This is a genomic window from Streptomyces zhaozhouensis (genome assembly GCF_900230195.1).
In the GTDB taxonomy this organism is placed as follows: domain Bacteria; phylum Actinomycetota; class Actinomycetes; order Streptomycetales; family Streptomycetaceae; genus Streptomyces; species Streptomyces zhaozhouensis.
In genome coordinates this window covers 246,445-262,582 of the sequence record NZ_OCNE01000004.1, presented here as the reverse complement: position 1 = coordinate 262,582, position 16,138 = coordinate 246,445, and the positions used below count along the sequence as shown (strand labels likewise).

The 16,138-nt window shown below is 73.8% G+C and carries 15 protein-coding genes; 5 read left to right on the top strand and 10 right to left on the bottom strand.

Annotated elements, in window-relative coordinates; translation table 11 throughout:
- Positions 1–172: 172 nt before the first annotated feature.
- Positions 173–526 carry a DUF1330 domain-containing protein gene (locus CRP51_RS09205; RefSeq protein ID WP_097230544.1) on the bottom strand — a complete coding sequence of 118 codons (354 nt, stop codon included), beginning with the start codon at positions 524–526 and terminating at the stop codon, positions 173–175.
- A 170-nt stretch (positions 527–696) separates the two neighbouring features.
- Complete coding sequence (locus tag CRP51_RS09200; protein WP_097230543.1) at positions 697–2,016, bottom strand: fumarylacetoacetate hydrolase family protein; 1,320 nt, start codon at positions 2,014–2,016, stop codon at positions 697–699.
- A gap of 204 nt (positions 2,017–2,220) precedes the next feature.
- Here CRP51_RS09200 and CRP51_RS09195 point away from each other — a divergent pair, with 204 nt between their 5' ends.
- Complete coding sequence (locus CRP51_RS09195) at positions 2,221–2,868, top strand: LysE family translocator (protein ID WP_097230542.1); 648 nt, start codon at positions 2,221–2,223, stop codon at positions 2,866–2,868.
- Between the two features lie 203 nt (positions 2,869–3,071).
- Here the strand turns inward: CRP51_RS09195 and CRP51_RS09190 are convergent, their stop codons facing one another.
- Together CRP51_RS09190 and CRP51_RS09185 are read right to left on the bottom strand one after the other, a co-directional pair.
- Positions 3,072–4,313 (bottom strand): L,D-transpeptidase, encoded by a 1,242-nt coding sequence (locus CRP51_RS09190; protein ID WP_245880464.1) that lies wholly within the window; start codon positions 4,311–4,313, stop codon positions 3,072–3,074.
- Between the two features lie 240 nt (positions 4,314–4,553).
- Positions 4,554–5,063, bottom strand: a complete 510-nt coding sequence (locus tag CRP51_RS09185; protein WP_245880463.1) for a hypothetical protein — start codon at positions 5,061–5,063, stop codon at positions 4,554–4,556.
- A 107-nt stretch (positions 5,064–5,170) separates the two neighbouring features.
- On the opposite strand from CRP51_RS09185, the gene CRP51_RS28780 reads away from it, so the two are divergent.
- On the top strand, positions 5,171–5,344 hold the full coding sequence (locus CRP51_RS28780; RefSeq protein ID WP_170970477.1) for a hypothetical protein: 174 nt from the start codon (positions 5,171–5,173) through the stop codon (positions 5,342–5,344).
- 182 nt (positions 5,345–5,526) lie between these two features.
- Here the strand turns inward: CRP51_RS28780 and hutH are convergent, their stop codons facing one another.
- From hutH to CRP51_RS09160, 5 genes are all read right to left on the bottom strand, one after another.
- Complete coding sequence (hutH, locus tag CRP51_RS09180; protein ID WP_439333136.1) at positions 5,527–7,074, bottom strand: histidine ammonia-lyase; 1,548 nt, start codon at positions 7,072–7,074, stop codon at positions 5,527–5,529.
- A 107-nt stretch (positions 7,075–7,181) separates the two neighbouring features.
- Positions 7,182–8,186, bottom strand: a complete 1,005-nt coding sequence (locus CRP51_RS09175) for a GGDEF domain-containing protein (RefSeq protein ID WP_097230539.1) — start codon at positions 8,184–8,186, stop codon at positions 7,182–7,184.
- 148 nt (positions 8,187–8,334) lie between these two features.
- Entirely contained in the window at positions 8,335–9,162 is an 828-nt protein-coding gene (locus CRP51_RS09170) for an enoyl-CoA hydratase/isomerase family protein (RefSeq protein ID WP_097230660.1), read from the bottom strand.
- 60 nt (positions 9,163–9,222) lie between these two features.
- Positions 9,223–10,323 (bottom strand): adenylate/guanylate cyclase domain-containing protein, encoded by a 1,101-nt coding sequence (locus tag CRP51_RS09165; RefSeq protein WP_439333134.1) that lies wholly within the window; start codon positions 10,321–10,323, stop codon positions 9,223–9,225.
- Positions 10,324–10,503: 180 nt separating this feature from the next.
- Complete coding sequence (locus CRP51_RS09160; RefSeq protein ID WP_097230538.1) at positions 10,504–11,373, bottom strand: biotin--[acetyl-CoA-carboxylase] ligase; 870 nt, start codon at positions 11,371–11,373, stop codon at positions 10,504–10,506.
- 215 nt (positions 11,374–11,588) lie between these two features.
- On the opposite strand from CRP51_RS09160, the gene CRP51_RS09155 reads away from it, so the two are divergent.
- A complete protein-coding gene (locus tag CRP51_RS09155; RefSeq protein WP_097230537.1) occupies positions 11,589–13,175 on the top strand; it encodes an acyl-CoA carboxylase subunit beta in 1,587 nt (528 codons plus the stop codon).
- Between the two features lie 130 nt (positions 13,176–13,305).
- Complete coding sequence (locus tag CRP51_RS09150) at positions 13,306–13,503, top strand: acyl-CoA carboxylase epsilon subunit (RefSeq protein WP_097230536.1); 198 nt, start codon at positions 13,306–13,308, stop codon at positions 13,501–13,503.
- A gap of 33 nt (positions 13,504–13,536) precedes the next feature.
- Here CRP51_RS09150 and CRP51_RS09145 read toward each other — a convergent pair whose 3' ends face one another.
- A complete protein-coding gene (locus CRP51_RS09145) occupies positions 13,537–14,388 on the bottom strand; it encodes a helix-turn-helix transcriptional regulator (protein WP_170970466.1) in 852 nt (283 codons plus the stop codon).
- A gap of 103 nt (positions 14,389–14,491) precedes the next feature.
- Between CRP51_RS09145 and CRP51_RS09140 the strand changes: the two genes are divergently transcribed.
- On the top strand, positions 14,492–15,994 hold the full coding sequence (locus tag CRP51_RS09140) for an MFS transporter (protein WP_097230534.1): 1,503 nt from the start codon (positions 14,492–14,494) through the stop codon (positions 15,992–15,994).
- The last annotated feature ends 144 nt before the right edge of the window (positions 15,995–16,138 follow it).

The window sequence follows — 16,138 nt, the reverse complement described above, 5'->3', positions numbered from 1 at the left end:
GTGGGGAGGTGCTGACGAGGCGCCACCTTTCTGGCCCGCCGGCCGATTTCGGCGGAGGCTCGCCTGACACTCACCGCCCCGGCGGGATGACGGGGGAACAGCCGCCCCCCGTCGGGGACCCAACGTGAAGCCCTGGCCGGCGGTCGGGCCGGCGTGGCCGGCCGGGCGCGGGTCAGGCCGGCTCGGCGGCCAGCTCGGCGCGGAGCCGCGCGGCGGCGGGGGCGGCGTCGTAGTCCTCGGGGACGCCGGGAACGAGGAGCAGGTTGCCGGCGATGTGGTCGGTGCGCAGCGGCAGGATCTCCTGGTAGGCGTCGGAGGCGTACCAGGCGCGGGCGGCGTCCATGGAGGGGAAGCCGACGATCACCACATGGCCCTCCCAGGTGCCCTCGACGGTCTCGTGCGGGGCGTTGTGGACGAGGAAGCGACCGCCGAAGGGCTCCATCGTGCCCTGGATGCGCTCGATGTACTCGGCGACGTCGGGGTGCTGGACGCCGGGGAGCAACTGGGCGACGGCATAGGCGGTCATGGCGGTACCTCCGTGGTGAAGCGGTCCCCCGGGGTGCCCCGGGTACGGCTCCATCCTGCGCGGCGGGCGCCACCGCGTCGATGACCTCCGAGGTCATGGTGTCGGGGCCACCGGCCCGCGCCCGGCGGCGGAGCGGGGCGCGGGCACGGGCCGGCTCGGCCGGCCGGACGTCAGCCCACCGGGTCGGTCAGCAGCCCCCGTGCGGCGAGGTTGCTCATCAGGGAGCGGATGCCGAACGTCCAGGGCTCGGCGGTCTCGGAGTGCGTCACCACGTTGGCGAGGGTGCCGAGGCGCGGGGTGGAGATCCGCACCAGGTCGCCGAGGTGGTGGGTGAAACCCTCGCCCGGCGCGTCGCGGTCCTGGGTGGGGGCGAACATGGTCCCGGTGAACAGCAGCAGCCCGTCCGGGTACTGGTGGAGCCGGCCGATCGTCTGCCCCACCAGGTCGACCGGGTCGCGGCTGATCTCGGAGAGCGAGCTGACGGACTCCAGCCGGAAGCCGTCCCGGCCGGTGATGGTCAGCGTGATGTCCAGGTCGCGCACGTCGTCCAGGGTGAACTCCGCGTCGAGCAGGCGCAGGAACGGGCCGACGGCCGTCGAGGCGTTGTTGTCCTTGGCCTTGCCCAGCAGCAGCGCGCTGCGGCCCTCGACGTCCCGGAGGTTCACGTCGTTGCCGAGGGTGGCGCCGACGACGCGGCCGACGGAGTCGACGGCGAGGACCAGCTCCGGCTCGGGGTTGTTCCACTCGGAACGGCTCCAGACGCCTATCTCCGCGCCGGCGCCGACGGCGGAGAGGACCGGGGCCTTGGTGAAGACCTCGGCGTCCGGGCCGATGCCCACCTCCAGGTACTGCGACCACAGCCCCTCCGCGGTCAGCACCTCCTTGACCCTGGCCGCCTCCTCGGAGCCGGGCACCAGGTGTTCGAGCCGGCCGCCGATCGCCGCCAGCACCCGCTCCCGCACCTCGGCCGCGCCGCCCCGGTCGCCCTTGGCCCGCTCCTCGATGACCCGCTCCACCATGGAACGCACGAAGGTCACCCCGCACGCCTTGAGCGCCTGGAGGTCGCAGGGCGCCAGCAGACGCGGCCGGTCGCGTGCGCCGCCGAGGGTGGCGGCCAGCACCTCCTCCAGCGGGAAGGCGCGCTCGGCGGGCGCGGAGCGGACGAACTCGGCGACGTCCGGCCGCTCCAGCAGCTCGCTCATCGTCGGCGCGAAGGGGGTGAGGTCCACCAGCCGGTCCCCCCGCACGGCCACCACGCAGGGGCCGCCGACCTCCGGGTCGAAGACCCTGCCCACCAGGGTCGCCCGGTCGGCGTCCTCCGGCAGCAGCGGCGGCAGCAGCGCGGTCAGCTCGACGGGGCCCGGGTCGGCCTCGCCGGGGACGCCCTCGGTCAACGTGTCCTGGGCGACCGGCGCGAGCGGCTCGACCCGCTCGGGGGCCTGGCGGGCGGGCGGAACGGTGTCCTGGTGCGGGGGCGGCGAGTCGGTCATGGCGTGATTTCCCCTGGCTCTCGTGCTCGGTCCTGCTCGGTGGTGCTCGGTCCTGCTCGGTGCTGGTGTGCCCTCGGGCTCCCCGGCTCACCTTCCCCGGGAGGCCGGTGGCCAGACACCCGGACCGCAGTTAAGCAGCGCTTGAACGTCGGCGACAGAAGGTTTCACTGGTGCTGTGAGTCGTCCGTCGGTGATTCTGAGCACATGATCACAACAGGAGCCGTGGCCGGTGTCGCCGCCGTCGCACTGGGAATGGTGCTGACCCCGGGGCCGAACATGATCTACCTCGTGTCGCGCTCCCTGACCCAGGGGCGGACGGCGGGGCTGGTCTCGCTGAGCGGGGTGGCGCTGGGCTTTCTCACCTATCTGACGGCGGCCAACCTCGGGCTCTCGGTCGTCTTCGCCGTCGTCCCCGGCCTCTATCTCGCGGTCAAGCTGGCCGGCGCCTGCTATCTGGGCTGGCTGGCCTGGCAGACGCTGCGCCCCGGCGGGACCTCGGCGTTCACCCGCCGCGACCTGCCGCCCGAGTCGGCGCGGCGGCTCTTCGGCATGGGGCTGATGACCTGCCTGCTCAACCCGAAGATCGCGCTGATGTATCTCTCGCTGATCCCGCAGTTCGTGGACCCGGAGGCGGGTCACGTGATGGCGCAGGGCTTCCTGCTCGGGGGAGTCCAGGTGCTGGTCGGAGTGGCGGTCAACGGGGTGTTCGTGCTGGCGGCGGGGGCGATCGCGGCGTTTCTCGGGCGGCGCCCCGGCTGGCTCGCGGCCCAGCGCTACGTGATGGGCGGCGTCCTCGGCGGCCTCGCGGTCCATCTGGCCCTCGACACCAGCCGGCCCACGCGGCCGGCCTAGATCGGAGTCAGGGATTCGTCGGCGGTAGGCGGCGACCTCTTCGAGGGTCTCGTCGGCCGGTCCCGGAAACGACGGCCCCGCGCCCCTTCTCCGCCGGTCGGCGGCTCAGGGGCGCGGGGAACCGCGCGGTGCGTCAGGGGGCGGGGTCGGACGACCACGGCGCGGCACCGCCGGGGCCGGTGGTCGCCCGGAAACCGACGGGGTCAGACCGCGCTGCCGGCGACCCAGTCGTCCCAGCTCATGTTCCAGCCGTTGAGGCCGTTCTCCGGGGTGATGGTCTCGTCCGGGGAGTTGACCACGATGACCACGTCACCCAGCAGGGACTCCTCGAAGAACCAGGCACCGTCCTGGTCCGGGTCGTCCGCGCCCTGCACGTCGTTGAGGCCGACGCAGCCGTGACTGGTGTTGGCGGAGCCGAAGGTGCTGTCCGGCGCCCAGTAGTTGCCGTGGATGAACGTGCCGGAGGTGGAGAGTCGCATGGCGTGCGGCACGTCGGGGATGTCGTACTCGCCCTGACCGTCGTCGTCGGTGAAGCCGACGGTCGCGCCGTCCATCCGGGTCTCCTCGTACTTCTCGGAGATCACCATCTGGCCGTTGTAGGTCGGGGTCTCCTCGCTGCCCGCGGATATCTTCACCGTGCGCAGCGGCTCACCGTCGCGGACGACCTTCATCTCCTTGGACTCCGCGTCCACCGTGCTGACCTGGGAACGGCCGACGGTGAAGCTGAAGTCCCGGTCCTGGACGCCGGTGATGCCGGGCGAGCCCTCGACGCCGTCGAAGTCGAGCGAGACGTCGACCTGGGTGCCGGCCTCCCAGTACGACTCCGGCCTGAAGTCCAGCCGGGTCGCGTCGAACCAGTGGCCGACGATCTCCTGACCGCTGCTCGCCGTCACGGTGACGGCCTGCTGGACCTCGGCCTGGTTGGTTATCTCCTGGTCGAAGTTGAGCGAGACCGGCATCCCCACGCCGACCTCGGAGCCGTCCTCGGGGGTGAAGTACCCGATGAAGCTGTTCTCCGGGGAGACGGTGGTGAAGGCCGCCGCCTGGTGCGCCGCACGGCCCTCGGAGTCGCTGGCCCGCACCGTCAGCTCGTACCTGGTGGCGCGCTCCAACTGCTCGTCCGGCTGCCAGCTGGTCTGGTCCGCGGAAAGCGTCCCCGGTACCTCGGCACCTAGCTCGGGGGCCGTCAGCACGACCTCGTCCAGGGTGCCCTCCTCGACGGACACCGCGACGTCGTCGTTGATCCCGACGCCCTCGGCGGCGTCGTCCGGGGTGATGGATATCACCGCCGCCGAGGTGTCCGCGTCCTCGGCCGCCTGGTCGGCGTCCGACTGCTCGGTCCGCTCGCCGCCGTCGGCGTCGTCGTCTCCGCCGCCGCCACAGGACGTGAGCGCCAGGACCCCGCAGAGCAGCGCAGCCGCCGCGGTCAGGCCCCTTCGCCGCATGACATCAACCATCAGAACTCATCCGCATCGCTCGTCGTCCGCTGCCGCGTCTCCCCTGAGGACACTGGGAAGAACGTGGGGAACCGGCAGCGTGTTCCACCATAGGCGAAACCTCGGGGGTGAACTGTGCGGGGAGTGGTCGAATGCACCCGTGCGCCGGTGAGCGCGGGCGTGCGCTCCGGGGCGTCAACTGAACGGCGCCGCCGGGGGGTTGTCGCGGTGCCCGGGGCGGCGCACGGGTCAGCGTTCGCGCTCCGCGGTCCCCGTTCCCGGTCCGTTCCCGTTCTCCCCCGGCTCCCCCGTCTCCTCGTGGTCCAACGCGTCCTCCAGCGCGTCCACGCCGCCCGCGTCCCAGTCGCCGATTCCGTCGTCGGCGTCGGCGCCCTCGTCCAGACCGTCGCCGTCCAAGCCGTCGCCGTCCAGCCCGTCGCCGTCCAGTTCCTCGTCCATGCCGTCCCAGGCCACGTCGGGGTCGAAGGCGGCGCGTTCGCTGCTCCACGACGCCTGGGCCAGCACCACCCCGGGCACCCCGTCGACCAGGTCGACCGGGTCGATCAGATAGGCCACGGCCTCCGCCTCGTCCTCCGACACGGCGCGCGCGGCGGACTCCCGTTCGTCGGCCGGCAGCAACGGGTCGCCCTCGATCCGGGACCAGGCCGCGCTGATCAGCTCGTCCGGCTCCGCGATCTCCAGCACCATCTCCACTCGCACCCGGACATGACGCGCCCCCGGCGACAGCTCTTCACTCATGACAGGGGAGCGTAAGACCCCGGGCGCCCCGGTCTTCCCCGCGACCCGCACCGGGCCGTAACATCGCACTCCACGCCGTCAGTACGCAGCAACGCTCGGAGCACCCCGTGGACGGTCAAACACGCGGCCTGGACCGCAGAACCCTGATCAGCGGCATGGTGGCCGCCCTGATCCTGTGCGTCGTCTGGCTTCTGCCGTCGGCCTACTCGGAGGCGGACGACTCCTCGTCCGGCACCTCGGTCATCCCCGTGGACCAGCCGATGGAGTCGGAGGCCAGCTAGGGACACGCAGGACCTTCGGGGACTCGCCCAGAGCCCCGCGAAGGACTCGCCACCGTTTCACCGCGTCATCCGGTACCCCCCGGTTCTCCCCCGGAACCGACCGGTCGGGCCCGGCCCCCCTCGGGAGGCCGGGCCCTCGCGCGTGCGGGCCGGGACGCGGGCACGGCTCCGGCGCCGCCCGCTCAGTCCAGCGGCCCGGTGACCGACTCCGCCGCCCGCACCAGCGCGCCGTCGGCGACCAGCGCCTCGGCCGCCGCCAGCTCGGGCGCGAGGAACCGGTCGGCGCCCGGCCCGCCGAGCCCGCCCTCGCCGGCCGCCGCCAGCACCGCGCGGGTGGCGGGCGCGGGGTCCCCGCCGTCGGCGGCGCGCAGCGCGAGCGCGCGGGAGGCGGCGTGGAGTTCGATGCCGAGCACCCGGGTCAGCAGGGTCAGCGAGGTGCGCAGCTTGCGCGCCGCCGACCAGCCCATCGAGACATGGTCCTCCTGCATCGCCGAGGAGGGGATGGAGTCGACGGAGGCCGGCTGCGCCAGCCGCTTCAGGTCGCTGACCAGCGCGGCCTGGGTGTACTGCGCGATCATCAGCCCCGAGTCGACCCCCGGGTCGTCGGCGAGGAACGGCGGCAGGCCGTGCGAACGGTGCCGGTCCAGCAGCCGGTCGGTGCGGCGCTCGGCCATCGAGGCCAGGTCGGCCGCCACGATGGCGAGGAAGTCCAGCACATAGCCGACGGGCGCCCCGTGGAAGTTGCCGTTGGACGAGACCCGCCCGTCGACCACCACCGGGTTGTCCACGGCGGCGGCCAGCTCGCGCTCCGCCACCGCGCGGGCGTGCGCCAGCGTGTCCCGGCCCGCGCCCGCGACCTGGGGCGCGCAACGGACGGAGTACGCGTCCTGCACGCGCGGCGCGGTGTCCTGGTGGTGGCCGGTGAGCCCGGAACCGGCGAGCACCCGGCGCATGTTGGCCGCCGAGGCGGCGAGCCCGGGGTGCGGGCGGACGGCGTGCAGCTCGGGCGCGAGCACCCGTTCCGTGCCGAGCAGCGCCTCCAGGGTCAGGGCGGCGGTCACGTCGGCGCTGGTGAGCAGGCGGCCCAGGTCCTCGCAGGCCATCAGCAACATGCCGAGCATCCCGTCGGTGCCGTTGAGCAGCGCCAGGCCCTCCTTCTCGCGCAGTTCCACGGGCGCGATGCCGTGCCGTTCCAGCAGCACGGCGGACGGCTCGACGCGGCCGTCCGGCCCCTCCGCCTCACCCTCGCCGAGCAGCGTCAGCGCGCAGTGCGAGAGCGGCGCCAGGTCGCCGGAGCAGCCGAGCGAGCCGTGCTCGTGGACGACGGGGGTGATCCCCGCGTTGAGCAGCGCGGCCATGGTGTGCGCCACCTCGGGGCGGGCCCCGGTGTGGCCGGAGGCGAGGGTCTTGAGCCGCAGGAACATCAGCGCCCTGACCACCTCGCGCTCCACCCGGGGACCGAGCCCGGCGGCGTGCGAACGGACGATGTTGCGCTGGAGACGGGCGCGCAGCTCGGGCGCGATGGAACGAACGGCCAACGCGCCGAAGCCCGTCGAGACGCCGTAGACCGGCTCGGGCCCGGCGGCGAGCCCCTCGATCACGCGCCGGGCGGCGCCCATCGCGGCCACCGCGTCGTCCGCGAGGGTGACCAGGGCGCTCTCGCGGGCGACGGCGACGACCTCCGCGGCGGTCGGAGGGGTGGAGTGCAGCACCACGCTTGGCATATCCATATTCACGAGCCTAAGAGAGTGAATCGGCCCCCCACAGAACGGGGTCGGGTCAGCCAGAACCGGGTCGGGTCAGCCAGAACCGGGTCGGGTCAGCCAACCGGGTCGGGTCAGCCGGAACCGGCCGCCGGCGGCCGTTCGCGGCCGCGGAACGCCCGCCGTTCGCCGCCGGCCGGCACGGCGGGCAGCGCGGCGACCCGCTCCCAGTCGCCCCTGCCGGCCACCACCGGCGCCGGGGAACGGGCGGCCTTCGCGCGGTACTGGGCCGCGTCCGCCAGCCGGAAGAGCCGCCGCCCGGAGCGCAGCCGGCCCGGCACCACCTCCGTGGAGGCCACCCCGCAGGCCACGCCCTCGCTCAGCTCCAGCGCGGCGGCGCCCCGGCAGACCTCGGCCGCGGCGCGTTCCACCTCGGCCGGGTCGGTCTCGACGGCCAGCAGACAGAACTCGTCCCCGCCGAGTCGCGCCGCCAACGCGCCGGGCAGCGGCGCGGCGGCCCGGGAGAGCACCTCGGCGAAACGGATCAGCAGCCGGTCGCCGACCGCGTGGCCGTGGGTGTCGTTGACCCGCTTCAGCCCGTTGACGTCGCAGACCACCAGGGTCAGCACCGCGCCGCGCTCGCGGTGGCCGCGCAGCGCCTCGGCGAGGGCGTGGTCGACGGCACGCCGGTTGGCCAGCCCCGTCAACGCGTCGGTGAACGCCAACCGCCGTATCTCGCGCAGCCGTTCGTACTGCGCGAAGCCGGCGGCCAGCACGGCCGCGAGCGCCGGCGCGAAGGACTGTTCCTCCGGGGTGAAAGCCGGCTGCTCGCGCCCCCTGACCACCCGCAGTTCCCCCCACTCACCGCCGTGCACCAGGATCGGCGCCACCAGCGCGGGCTCCGACCGGTCGGCGGGCTCCGGCCGGCCGGCGGACGGCTCGCCGGCAGCGGCCAGGACGCGCAGCCGGGGCGGGGCGGCGGCGCCGGAGGCGCGCTCCCAGACGGATATCGCCGCGTGGGCACCGCCGAGGGCGCGGCGCGCCCGATCCGCGCCGGCGCGCGCGGCCTGCGCGAGACCGCGCTCGGCGGCCATCCCACGCGCCACGTCGACCACCGCCCACAGCCTCTCTTCCGCCATGGGGCCAGGCTATGGCGCATTGCCCCGCTTTGTGACGTTCAGCTACTCCCTGCCGGAAGCGCCCCCGTCCGCACAGCGCCCACCACGAAGAGGGGCACGGAAAACGCGCGACCACCCACCACCGGGCCGGGGACGGCACCCCACCCGGTCACCCGTCACACCCCGGCCAGTCCGGTGCGCGGCGCTCGTTGAAGGCGGCGATGCCCTCGACCCGGTCCGGTGAGAACGCGACCTCGTTCCAGGCCGCGTCCTCCACCTCGAGCCCGGTCGCCAGGTCCTGCCCGTGCCCCAGCCGCAGCGCCCGCTTGGCCGCCCGGACGCCGACGGGCGAGTTGCGGGCGATGCGGCCGGCCAGCGCCAGCGCCTCCTCGCGTTCCGAGCCGGTCGGCACCACCTGGTCGACCATGCCCAGCGTCAGGGCCTCCGCCGCCGGCACCTTCCGCGCGGTGAAGACCAGTTCGGCCGCGCGGGCCGCGCCCACGCGGCGGGGCAGCAGCTGGGTCCCGCCGCCGCCCGGCAGCACCCCGACGGAGACCTCGGGCAGCCCGACCACCGCGCTCTCGTCGGCCACCACCAGGTCGCAGCTGAGCGCCAGTTCGTAGCCGCCGCCCAGCGCGAAGCCCCGCACCGCCGCGATCACCGGCATGGGCAGCCCGAGCACCCCGCCGAACGCCGCGCGCAGCACCCGGCGCTGCCGCCGCAGGCCCGCGTCGTCGAGGCCGTTCCGCTCCTTGAGGTCGGCGCCCACGCAGAACGCCCGCTCGTGCGTGGAGCCCAGCACCACCGCGCGGGTGGCACGGTCCGCGGCCAGCTCGGCGCACGCCTCCGCCAGCCGGGCCGCCAGCTCGGCGGAGAGCGCGTTCAACGCCTCCGGCCGGTCCAACAGCAGGGTGGCGACGCGCGTCTCCCCGTCGCGCCGCAGCTCGATCCAGTCTCCGAAACGCTCTACCCGCTCTACCCGCTCTGCCTCAGCCATGGCCGGCATTATCGACGCCACACCGCGCCCTGCCCAGCGCGGGCCGCCGACGCCCCGGCGCTACGCGCCCCTTCGGGTCAGCAGCCACGGCTCCACGATGCCGAGCCCCCTGACCGGCCGCTGGTAGAGCGGCTGGAGCGCGAAGCGGTACGCCTCGGCGGCGTCCGCCGACTTCTCCGAGCGGGGCGCCAGCCGGGCGGCGGTCAGCTCCTCGCGCAGCGCCCCGTCCACCAGCACCATGTCCTTGGGCGCTATCGACGTCAGCCGGCTCGCCAGGTTCACCGTGTTCCCGAAGACGTCGCCCATCCGCGTCGTCACCGTCCCGAAGGCGATGCCCACCCGCAGCTCCGGCATCATCGGGTCCTCGCCCAGCGTCTCCACCAGCCGCAGGCCGATCTCGGCCGCCGTGCCCGCGTCGTCCGCCGCGAAGAGCACCTCGTCGCCGAGCGTCTTGATCAGCCGCCCGCCGTGCGCGGCGACCTGGTCGGCGGCGGTGGTCTCGAACGCCTCGACCAGCTCGCCGAGTTGCTCCTCCTCCAGGCGCCTGGTCAGCCGCGTGAAGCCGACCAGGTCGGCGAAGCCGACGGCCAGCCTGCGGTCCACCATCTCCGCGTCGTCCTGCGCCTGCACGACACGGCCGGTGGACGCGGCCAACTGCCGCCGCCACACATAGACGAGGAACTCCTGCAACTCCGGCAGCAGCAGCTCGACCAGCGGGTAGGCCACCTCGGTCCTGGTCATCCCGGGCTCCGGCGGCTCGGTCAGGCCCTCGAGGAACGAGTCGATCTGCCAGTCGGCCAGCCGCGCCGTGGTCTGCCCGGTGGAACGCGCCACCTGGATCGCCATCGGCTCGCTCAGCAGCCCGGCCTCCACCATGCCGGCCAGCCGTCGCAGCGCCAGCACGTCCGCCTCGGTCAGCGCCTTGGCCTGCCCGATGTCCGGGAAGCCCATCGCCCGCCAGAAGCGGGACGCCAGGTCCATCGGAACGCCGGCCGCCCGCGCCGCCTGGAACGGGGTGTACTGCCGCTCGGCGCCGAGGATCAGCTGCTCGATGCGCAACGCCAGCGGGTCGTCGCCCTCGTCCGGCTCCTCGGGCGGGTCCCGCGGCGGCGGGTCCTCGGGCGGGTCCCCGGGCGTTGGGACAGGGTCAGGCCCGGCCACGGTCACCGCCCGGCCTCGCGGGGAGAGGGGGATTCCCTACGTCGCGCACTGTCCTACCGTTCCGCTTCGCCGCGCCCCGCTGGCGCGGTCCTGAGGTACTGACGGGAACCCGCCGCCCGAGGGGCCAGGGGCAGTACCGCGAGTCCCCGGTCCCCAACCCTACGGCAGGTGTGCCTTATGTCACGTCGCCCGGAGATGGACGATGTCCCCGGCGCCCACCGGATGCCGGGCACCGTCCGCGTCCCCGATGACCAGCCGGCCCTCGTCGTCGAGGGCGACCGCGGTGCCGCGCAGCTCGCCGCCGCCCGGCAGCTCGGCCCGCACCGCGCGGCCCAGCGTCGCGCAGCGGGCCACATAGGCGTCGCGCACCGCGCCCACCGCCGGGTCGCCGCCCGTCGCGGGGTCGCCGCCGGCCGCCGCCCAGCCCGTGTACCAGGCGCCGAGCGCCTCCAGCACGGCGCACAGCAACGGCTCGCGCTCCCCCACACGCGCGCCGGCCAGCGCCAGGGAGCCGGCGGTCGGCACCGGCAACTCGTCGGCGCGCAGCGAGACGTTGAGCCCGACGCCCAGCACCACGCCGCCGCCCGGGACCCGCTCGGCGAGGATGCCGCCGAGCTTGCGCTCCTCGTCGCCGACCGCGACCAGCAGGTCGTTGGGCCACTTCAGCGCGGTCGCCACGCCCGTCGTCCCGCTCAGCGCCCCGGAGACGGCGACGCCGGCGAGCAGCGGCAGCCACGGCAGCCGGTCGGCCGGCACGGCGGGCTCGGGGTCGAGCAGCACCGAGAAGAACAGGCCGGAACGCGGCGGCGCGCTCCAGCCGCGCCCCAACCTGCCCCTGCCGCTGGTCTGTTCCTCCGCGACCAGCACCTCGCCCGGGGCCGCCTCCCCCGCGCGGGCGGCGGCGGCCAGGTCCGCGTTGGTCGAGCCCGTCACCTCGACCACCCGCAGCCTGCTCCACGCACCGCCGGGGCGGACCAGCGCGGTGCGCAGGGTCGCGGCGTCCAGCGGTGGACGGTCGGCGTCGGAGGGGTGTCCCGGCGAAGTGCTCATGTGCCCAACCCTATGCCGCGCCCCCCGGCGGCCCTCCGGGGAACGCGCGCCCGCACCGGCCCCCGCCACGGGTGACGGACGCCTCACCGCCGGTCGACGCGGCGGGCGGTTAACCTACGCTTCGGTAGCCGACCGCTGCCGTTCCGCCACGGGCGCGGCGCGCACCCCGCGCCCGGCGCCCAGGGCACGACCGCAAAGGCACGAGGAGGAGCCGCGTGGAGGCCGAACCCCAGGTCACCGGTACCGCTGGCAAGATCGCCGAACTCCGACGACGGATCACGGAGGCGACACACGCCGGCTCCGAGCGCGCGGTGGCCCGCCAGCACGCCAAGGGCAAGCTGACGGCCAGGGAACGGGTCGAACTGCTGTTGGACGAGGGCTCGTTCACCGAGCTGGACGAGTTCGCCCGGCACCGCGCCACGGCCTTCGGGATCGACGCCAACCGCCCGCTCGGCGACGGCGTGGTCACCGGCTACGGCACGGTCGACGGCCGGCCGGTCTGCGTCTACTCGCAGGACTTCACGGTCTTCGGCGGCTCCCTCGGCGAGGTCTACGGCGAGAAGATCGTCAAGGTGATGGACTTCGCGCTGAAGACCGGCTGCCCGGTGATCGGCATCAACGACGGCGGCGGCGCCCGCATCCAGGAGGGTGTGACGGCGCTCGGCCTCTTCGCGGAGATCTTCCGCAGGAACGTGCACGCCTCCGGGGTGGTGCCGCAGATCTCGTTGATCATGGGGCCCTGCGCGGGCGGCGCGGTCTACTCGCCGGCGATCACGGACTTTACGGTGATGGTCGATCAGACCTCCCACATGTTCATCACCGGTCCCGACGTGATCAAGACGGTCACCGGCGAGGAGGTCGGCTTCGAGGACCTGGGCGGCGCCCGCACCCACAACACCCGTTCCGGGGTGGCCCACCAGATGGCGGGCGACGAGAAGGACGCCATCGAGTTCGTCAAGACGCTGCTGTCCCACCTGCCGTCGAACAACCTGAGCGAGCCGCCGGTCCTGCCCTCGGACCCGGACCCGGAGGTCACCGAAGAGGACCTGGAACTGGACGCGCTGGTACCGGACTTCGACCACCAGCCGTACGACATGCACGAGGTCGTCGAACGGGTGCTGGACGACGGCGAGTTCCTGGAGACCCAGCCGCTGTTCGCGCCCAACATCCTCACCGGTTTCGGCCGGGTCGAGGGCCGCTCGGTGGGGATCGTCGCCAACCAGCCGATGCAGTTCGCCGGTTGCCTGGACATCCACGCCTCGGAGAAGGCGGCGCGCTTCGTCCGCACCTGCGACGCGTTCAACGTGCCGGTGCTGACCTTCGTCGACGTGCCCGGCTTTCTGCCCGGCACCGAGCAGGAGTTCCAGGGGATCATCCGGCGCGGCGCCAAGCTGATCTTCGCCTACGCGGAGGCGACGGTGCCGCTGATCACGGTGATCACCCGCAAGGCGTTCGGCGGCGCCTACGACGTGATGGGCTCCAAGCACCTGGGCGCCGACCTCAACCTGGCCTGGCCCACCGCGCAGATCGCGGTCATGGGCGCGCAGGGCGCGGTCAACATCGTTCACCGGCGGACGCTCGCCGGCATCGAGGAGGGTCCCGAACGCGAGGCGGAACGGGCGCGGCTGACCGCCGAGTACGAGTCGGCGCTGCTCAACCCGTATGTCGCGGCGGAACGCGGCTATGTGGACGCGGTGATCGCGCCGTCCGAGACCCGACGGCAGATCGTGCGCGGGCTGCGCGCGCTGCGCGGCAAGCGGGCGCAGCTGCCGCCGAAGAAGCACGGCAATATCCCGTTGTGACGGGAGACGCTCGACGCCGCCGCCTGGCTTTCCGGGGCCGGCCGCTGCCGCCGTCGCGGGCGGCGGCAGCGGCCGGAGAACCGTCCGTTCGTGAGTGGTTGAATTCGTAAGTGGTTGAAAGGGTCCGTCTGTGATCACCGTTGTCCGGGGTAACCCGACGCCCGAGGAGTTGGCCGCCGCCATCACGGCGACGCTGGCCGCCGTGCGCGGGCGCGCGGCGGCGGCGCGGGAGCCGGCGCGGGCCGACGCGTGGGGCGCCCCCACGCCGCCCCGCCCCCTTCCGGCGCCGGGCCCCCACGCCTGGCGCACCAGCTACTGGCCCGCCTGACCCGGGCGCCGGCGCCCGCGCGGCCGACCGCCGTCAGCCGGCCCCGCCGGTGAGCTCCGCCAACCGGGACAACCGCCGGGAGGTGGACTCGTCGACCGGTGTCATCACGGTCATCCGGTGTCCCGTCCCGGCCACGTCGGTGGTGACGAAGTGCAGCCGGAGCTGCCCGACGAGGGGGTTCTCCAGCCGCTTCGTCTCGTACCGCTGGGGCAGCACGTCGTGGCGGGCCCACAGCCGGGCGAACTCCTCCGACCGCTCCCGCAGTTCACCGACGACCTTGGCGGCGGCGGGGGCGCCGAGGTCGGTGCCGATCTCGGCGCGCATCCTCGCGACCATCCGGGCGGCCACCAGATCACCGTCGGTGTAGCGCGCTCGCCAGTCGGGGGCCGTGAAGAACCGCACCGCGCAGTTGCGCTCGCCCGGTGGGACGAGGTCCATGTCGGTGAAGAGAAAGCGATAGGCGCGGTTGTACGCCACCACGTCGAACACCGGCGTCTGCAGGCACGCCGGGAACGGGTCGAGCTTGTCCAGGACGGGGCGGAACGCCGCGGTGAGGCCCGGTTCGCACTCGGGGGGTCCGGGTTCCGGCGCTCTTGGTCCGGCGAGCCGGTGCAGATGCCGTCTCTCGACGTCGTCCAGTCGCAGGACGCGGGCCACCGCCTGGAGGACATGTGGGCTGACGTTGATGTCCCGCCCCTGTTCCAACCAGGTGTACCAGGTGACACCGACCCCCGCGGGCACCGCGACCTCCTCGCGCCGCAGCCCGGGTGTCCGCCGCCGCCCCGTGGCGGGGAGGCCCACCTGCCGCGGGGTCACGCGTTCGCGCCGGCTGCGGAGGAAGTCACCGAGTTCTCGCCGGACCGCGGCCGGTCTCGCCTCTGTCACGTCCGCATCCTCCCGCACGGCACGCGCGCTATCCAGGTAGTGGCCGGTACCCCCATGAACGGGCTTCTGGTGACGGCACACGCCGCCGTCCAGGGTCGACGGTATGACCACCTCCTCCGCACCGCACGGCGGTGTCTCCTCCCATCCGGGCGCCCCACGCGGCGAGAACGAGAGCGCGGCGCCCCGACCGGCCCCCGCGGAGCCTTCGCCACCGGCGCTGGGAACGGGACGGCTGCTGGTGACGCTCTCGGCGCTGCTGCTGTCGGTGGTGAGCTTCGCGGCGGCGGGCATCGCCGTCCCCGACATCGGCGCTTCGCTGGGGGCGACGGCGGCCGAACAGTCGCTGGTGGTGTCCGTGTACGCGTTGGGGTTCGCCGTGCCCATGGTTCTCGGGGGCCGGCTCGGCGACCTCTACGGGCGACGCAGGCTCTTTCTGGCGGGCATGGCCGGCTTCTCCCTGTTCTCCCTGGCCGCGACCCTCGCCCCCGACATCGCCGTGTTGACGGCCGCACGCGCGCTGACCGGGATGTCCGCGGCGGCCATGGTTCCCCAGGTGCTCGCGACGATCACGGCGACCACCCAGGGACGTGAACGCGCCAGGGCGGTGGCCCTGTTCGGCGCGACCGCGGGCGGGGCCACCGCGATCGGTCAGGTTCTCGGCGGCATGTCGCTGTCCGTCTCCCTTCTCGGTGCCCCCTGGCGCACGGTCTTCGCGATGAGCGCGCTCCTGGGCGCCCTCGCGTTCGGAGCCGCGCTGCGCTGGCTGCCCGACACGAGCGCCCCGGGCCACAGGTCGCTCGACCTGGTCGGGACGGTGCTGCTCGGGCTCGCGCTCATGGCGCTCATGCTCCCGGTCTCGCAGGGCGGCGCCCTGGGTTGGCCGGCCTGGTGCTGGGCGTCGTTGGGGGCGACGCCGGTGCTGTTCCGGACCTTCTGGTGGTGGCAGAGGCGGCTGCATCGCGGCGACCGCGTTCCTCTCGTCCCCCCGCCGCTGTTCCGTCTCGGCTCGTACCGGATCGGGCTGCTGATGGCGTGGATGCTCCAGTCCGCGTTCGGCGCGTTCACCTTCCTCTACGCGCTCTCCACCCAGACCGGGCTCGGCTGGTCCGCCATGCGCGCGGCGCTCGTGCTGCTGCCCTTCTCCCTGGTCTTCCTCACCGTGTCGATCTGGTCGGGGAGGCTCGCGCCCCGCTTCGGGTTCCGCAGGCTCCTCGCCGTCGGCGGACTCGTGCAGGCCACGTTGCTGAGCGCCACGGCGGCCTCCGTGTTCCTGCGGGACGACGGCCTGGACTCGTGGGTCTTCGCCACCCTCCTCGTCGGGGTCGGTGTCGGCCAGGCCCTCATGTTCGGGCCGCTCGTCGGAGCGATGATCGCGGACGTTCCCCCGGTGATCGCGGGGGCCGCGTCCGGCGTGCTCCAGACCACCCAGCAGGCCGCGATGGGCCTGGGCATCGCCGTCGCGGGAGGAGTGCTCAGCGCGTCGCTGAACGGCTCCACGGCCGCGACCGCCCAGTCCTACACGCACGCGCTGGCGGTCTGCATGTGCGTCCAGGCCGTGTTCGCCGTCGCCTTCGCCGGATGCGCGCTCTCCCTGCCCCGACGCTGAGTCGGGGATCGGCCGGGCCCCGGCCGCGACCGTCCCGCCATGGCCGGTGCCACCGCGCAAATAAACCCCGTACGGAGCCTTGACGCCCCTTCACCCGCTTCCTATCGTCCTCACTGCAAGCGGTTTCTTTCGAAACTTTTCGAG

Bases quoted from the DNA above. Each gene is read 5' to 3' on its own strand.
- CRP51_RS09205 (WP_097230544.1), bottom strand. From the start codon at position 526: ATGACCGCCTATGCCGTCGCCCAGTTGCTCCCCGGCGTCCAGCACCCC.
- CRP51_RS09200 (WP_097230543.1), bottom strand. From the start codon at position 2,016: ATGACCGACTCGCCGCCCCCGCACCAGGACACCGTTCCGCCCGCCCGC.
- CRP51_RS09195 (WP_097230542.1), top strand. From the start codon at position 2,221: ATGATCACAACAGGAGCCGTGGCCGGTGTCGCCGCCGTCGCACTGGGA.
- CRP51_RS09190 (WP_245880464.1), bottom strand. From the start codon at position 4,313: ATGCGGCGAAGGGGCCTGACCGCGGCGGCTGCGCTGCTCTGCGGGGTC.
- CRP51_RS09185 (WP_245880463.1), bottom strand. From the start codon at position 5,063: ATGAGTGAAGAGCTGTCGCCGGGGGCGCGTCATGTCCGGGTGCGAGTG.
- hutH (WP_439333136.1), bottom strand. From the start codon at position 7,074: ATGGATATGCCAAGCGTGGTGCTGCACTCCACCCCTCCGACCGCCGCG.
- CRP51_RS09175 (WP_097230539.1), bottom strand. From the start codon at position 8,186: ATGGCGGAAGAGAGGCTGTGGGCGGTGGTCGACGTGGCGCGTGGGATG.
- CRP51_RS09170 (WP_097230660.1), bottom strand. From the start codon at position 9,162: ATGGCTGAGGCAGAGCGGGTAGAGCGGGTAGAGCGTTTCGGAGACTGG.
- CRP51_RS09160 (WP_097230538.1), bottom strand. From the start codon at position 11,373: ATGAGCACTTCGCCGGGACACCCCTCCGACGCCGACCGTCCACCGCTG.
- CRP51_RS09140 (WP_097230534.1), top strand. From the start codon at position 14,492: ATGACCACCTCCTCCGCACCGCACGGCGGTGTCTCCTCCCATCCGGGC.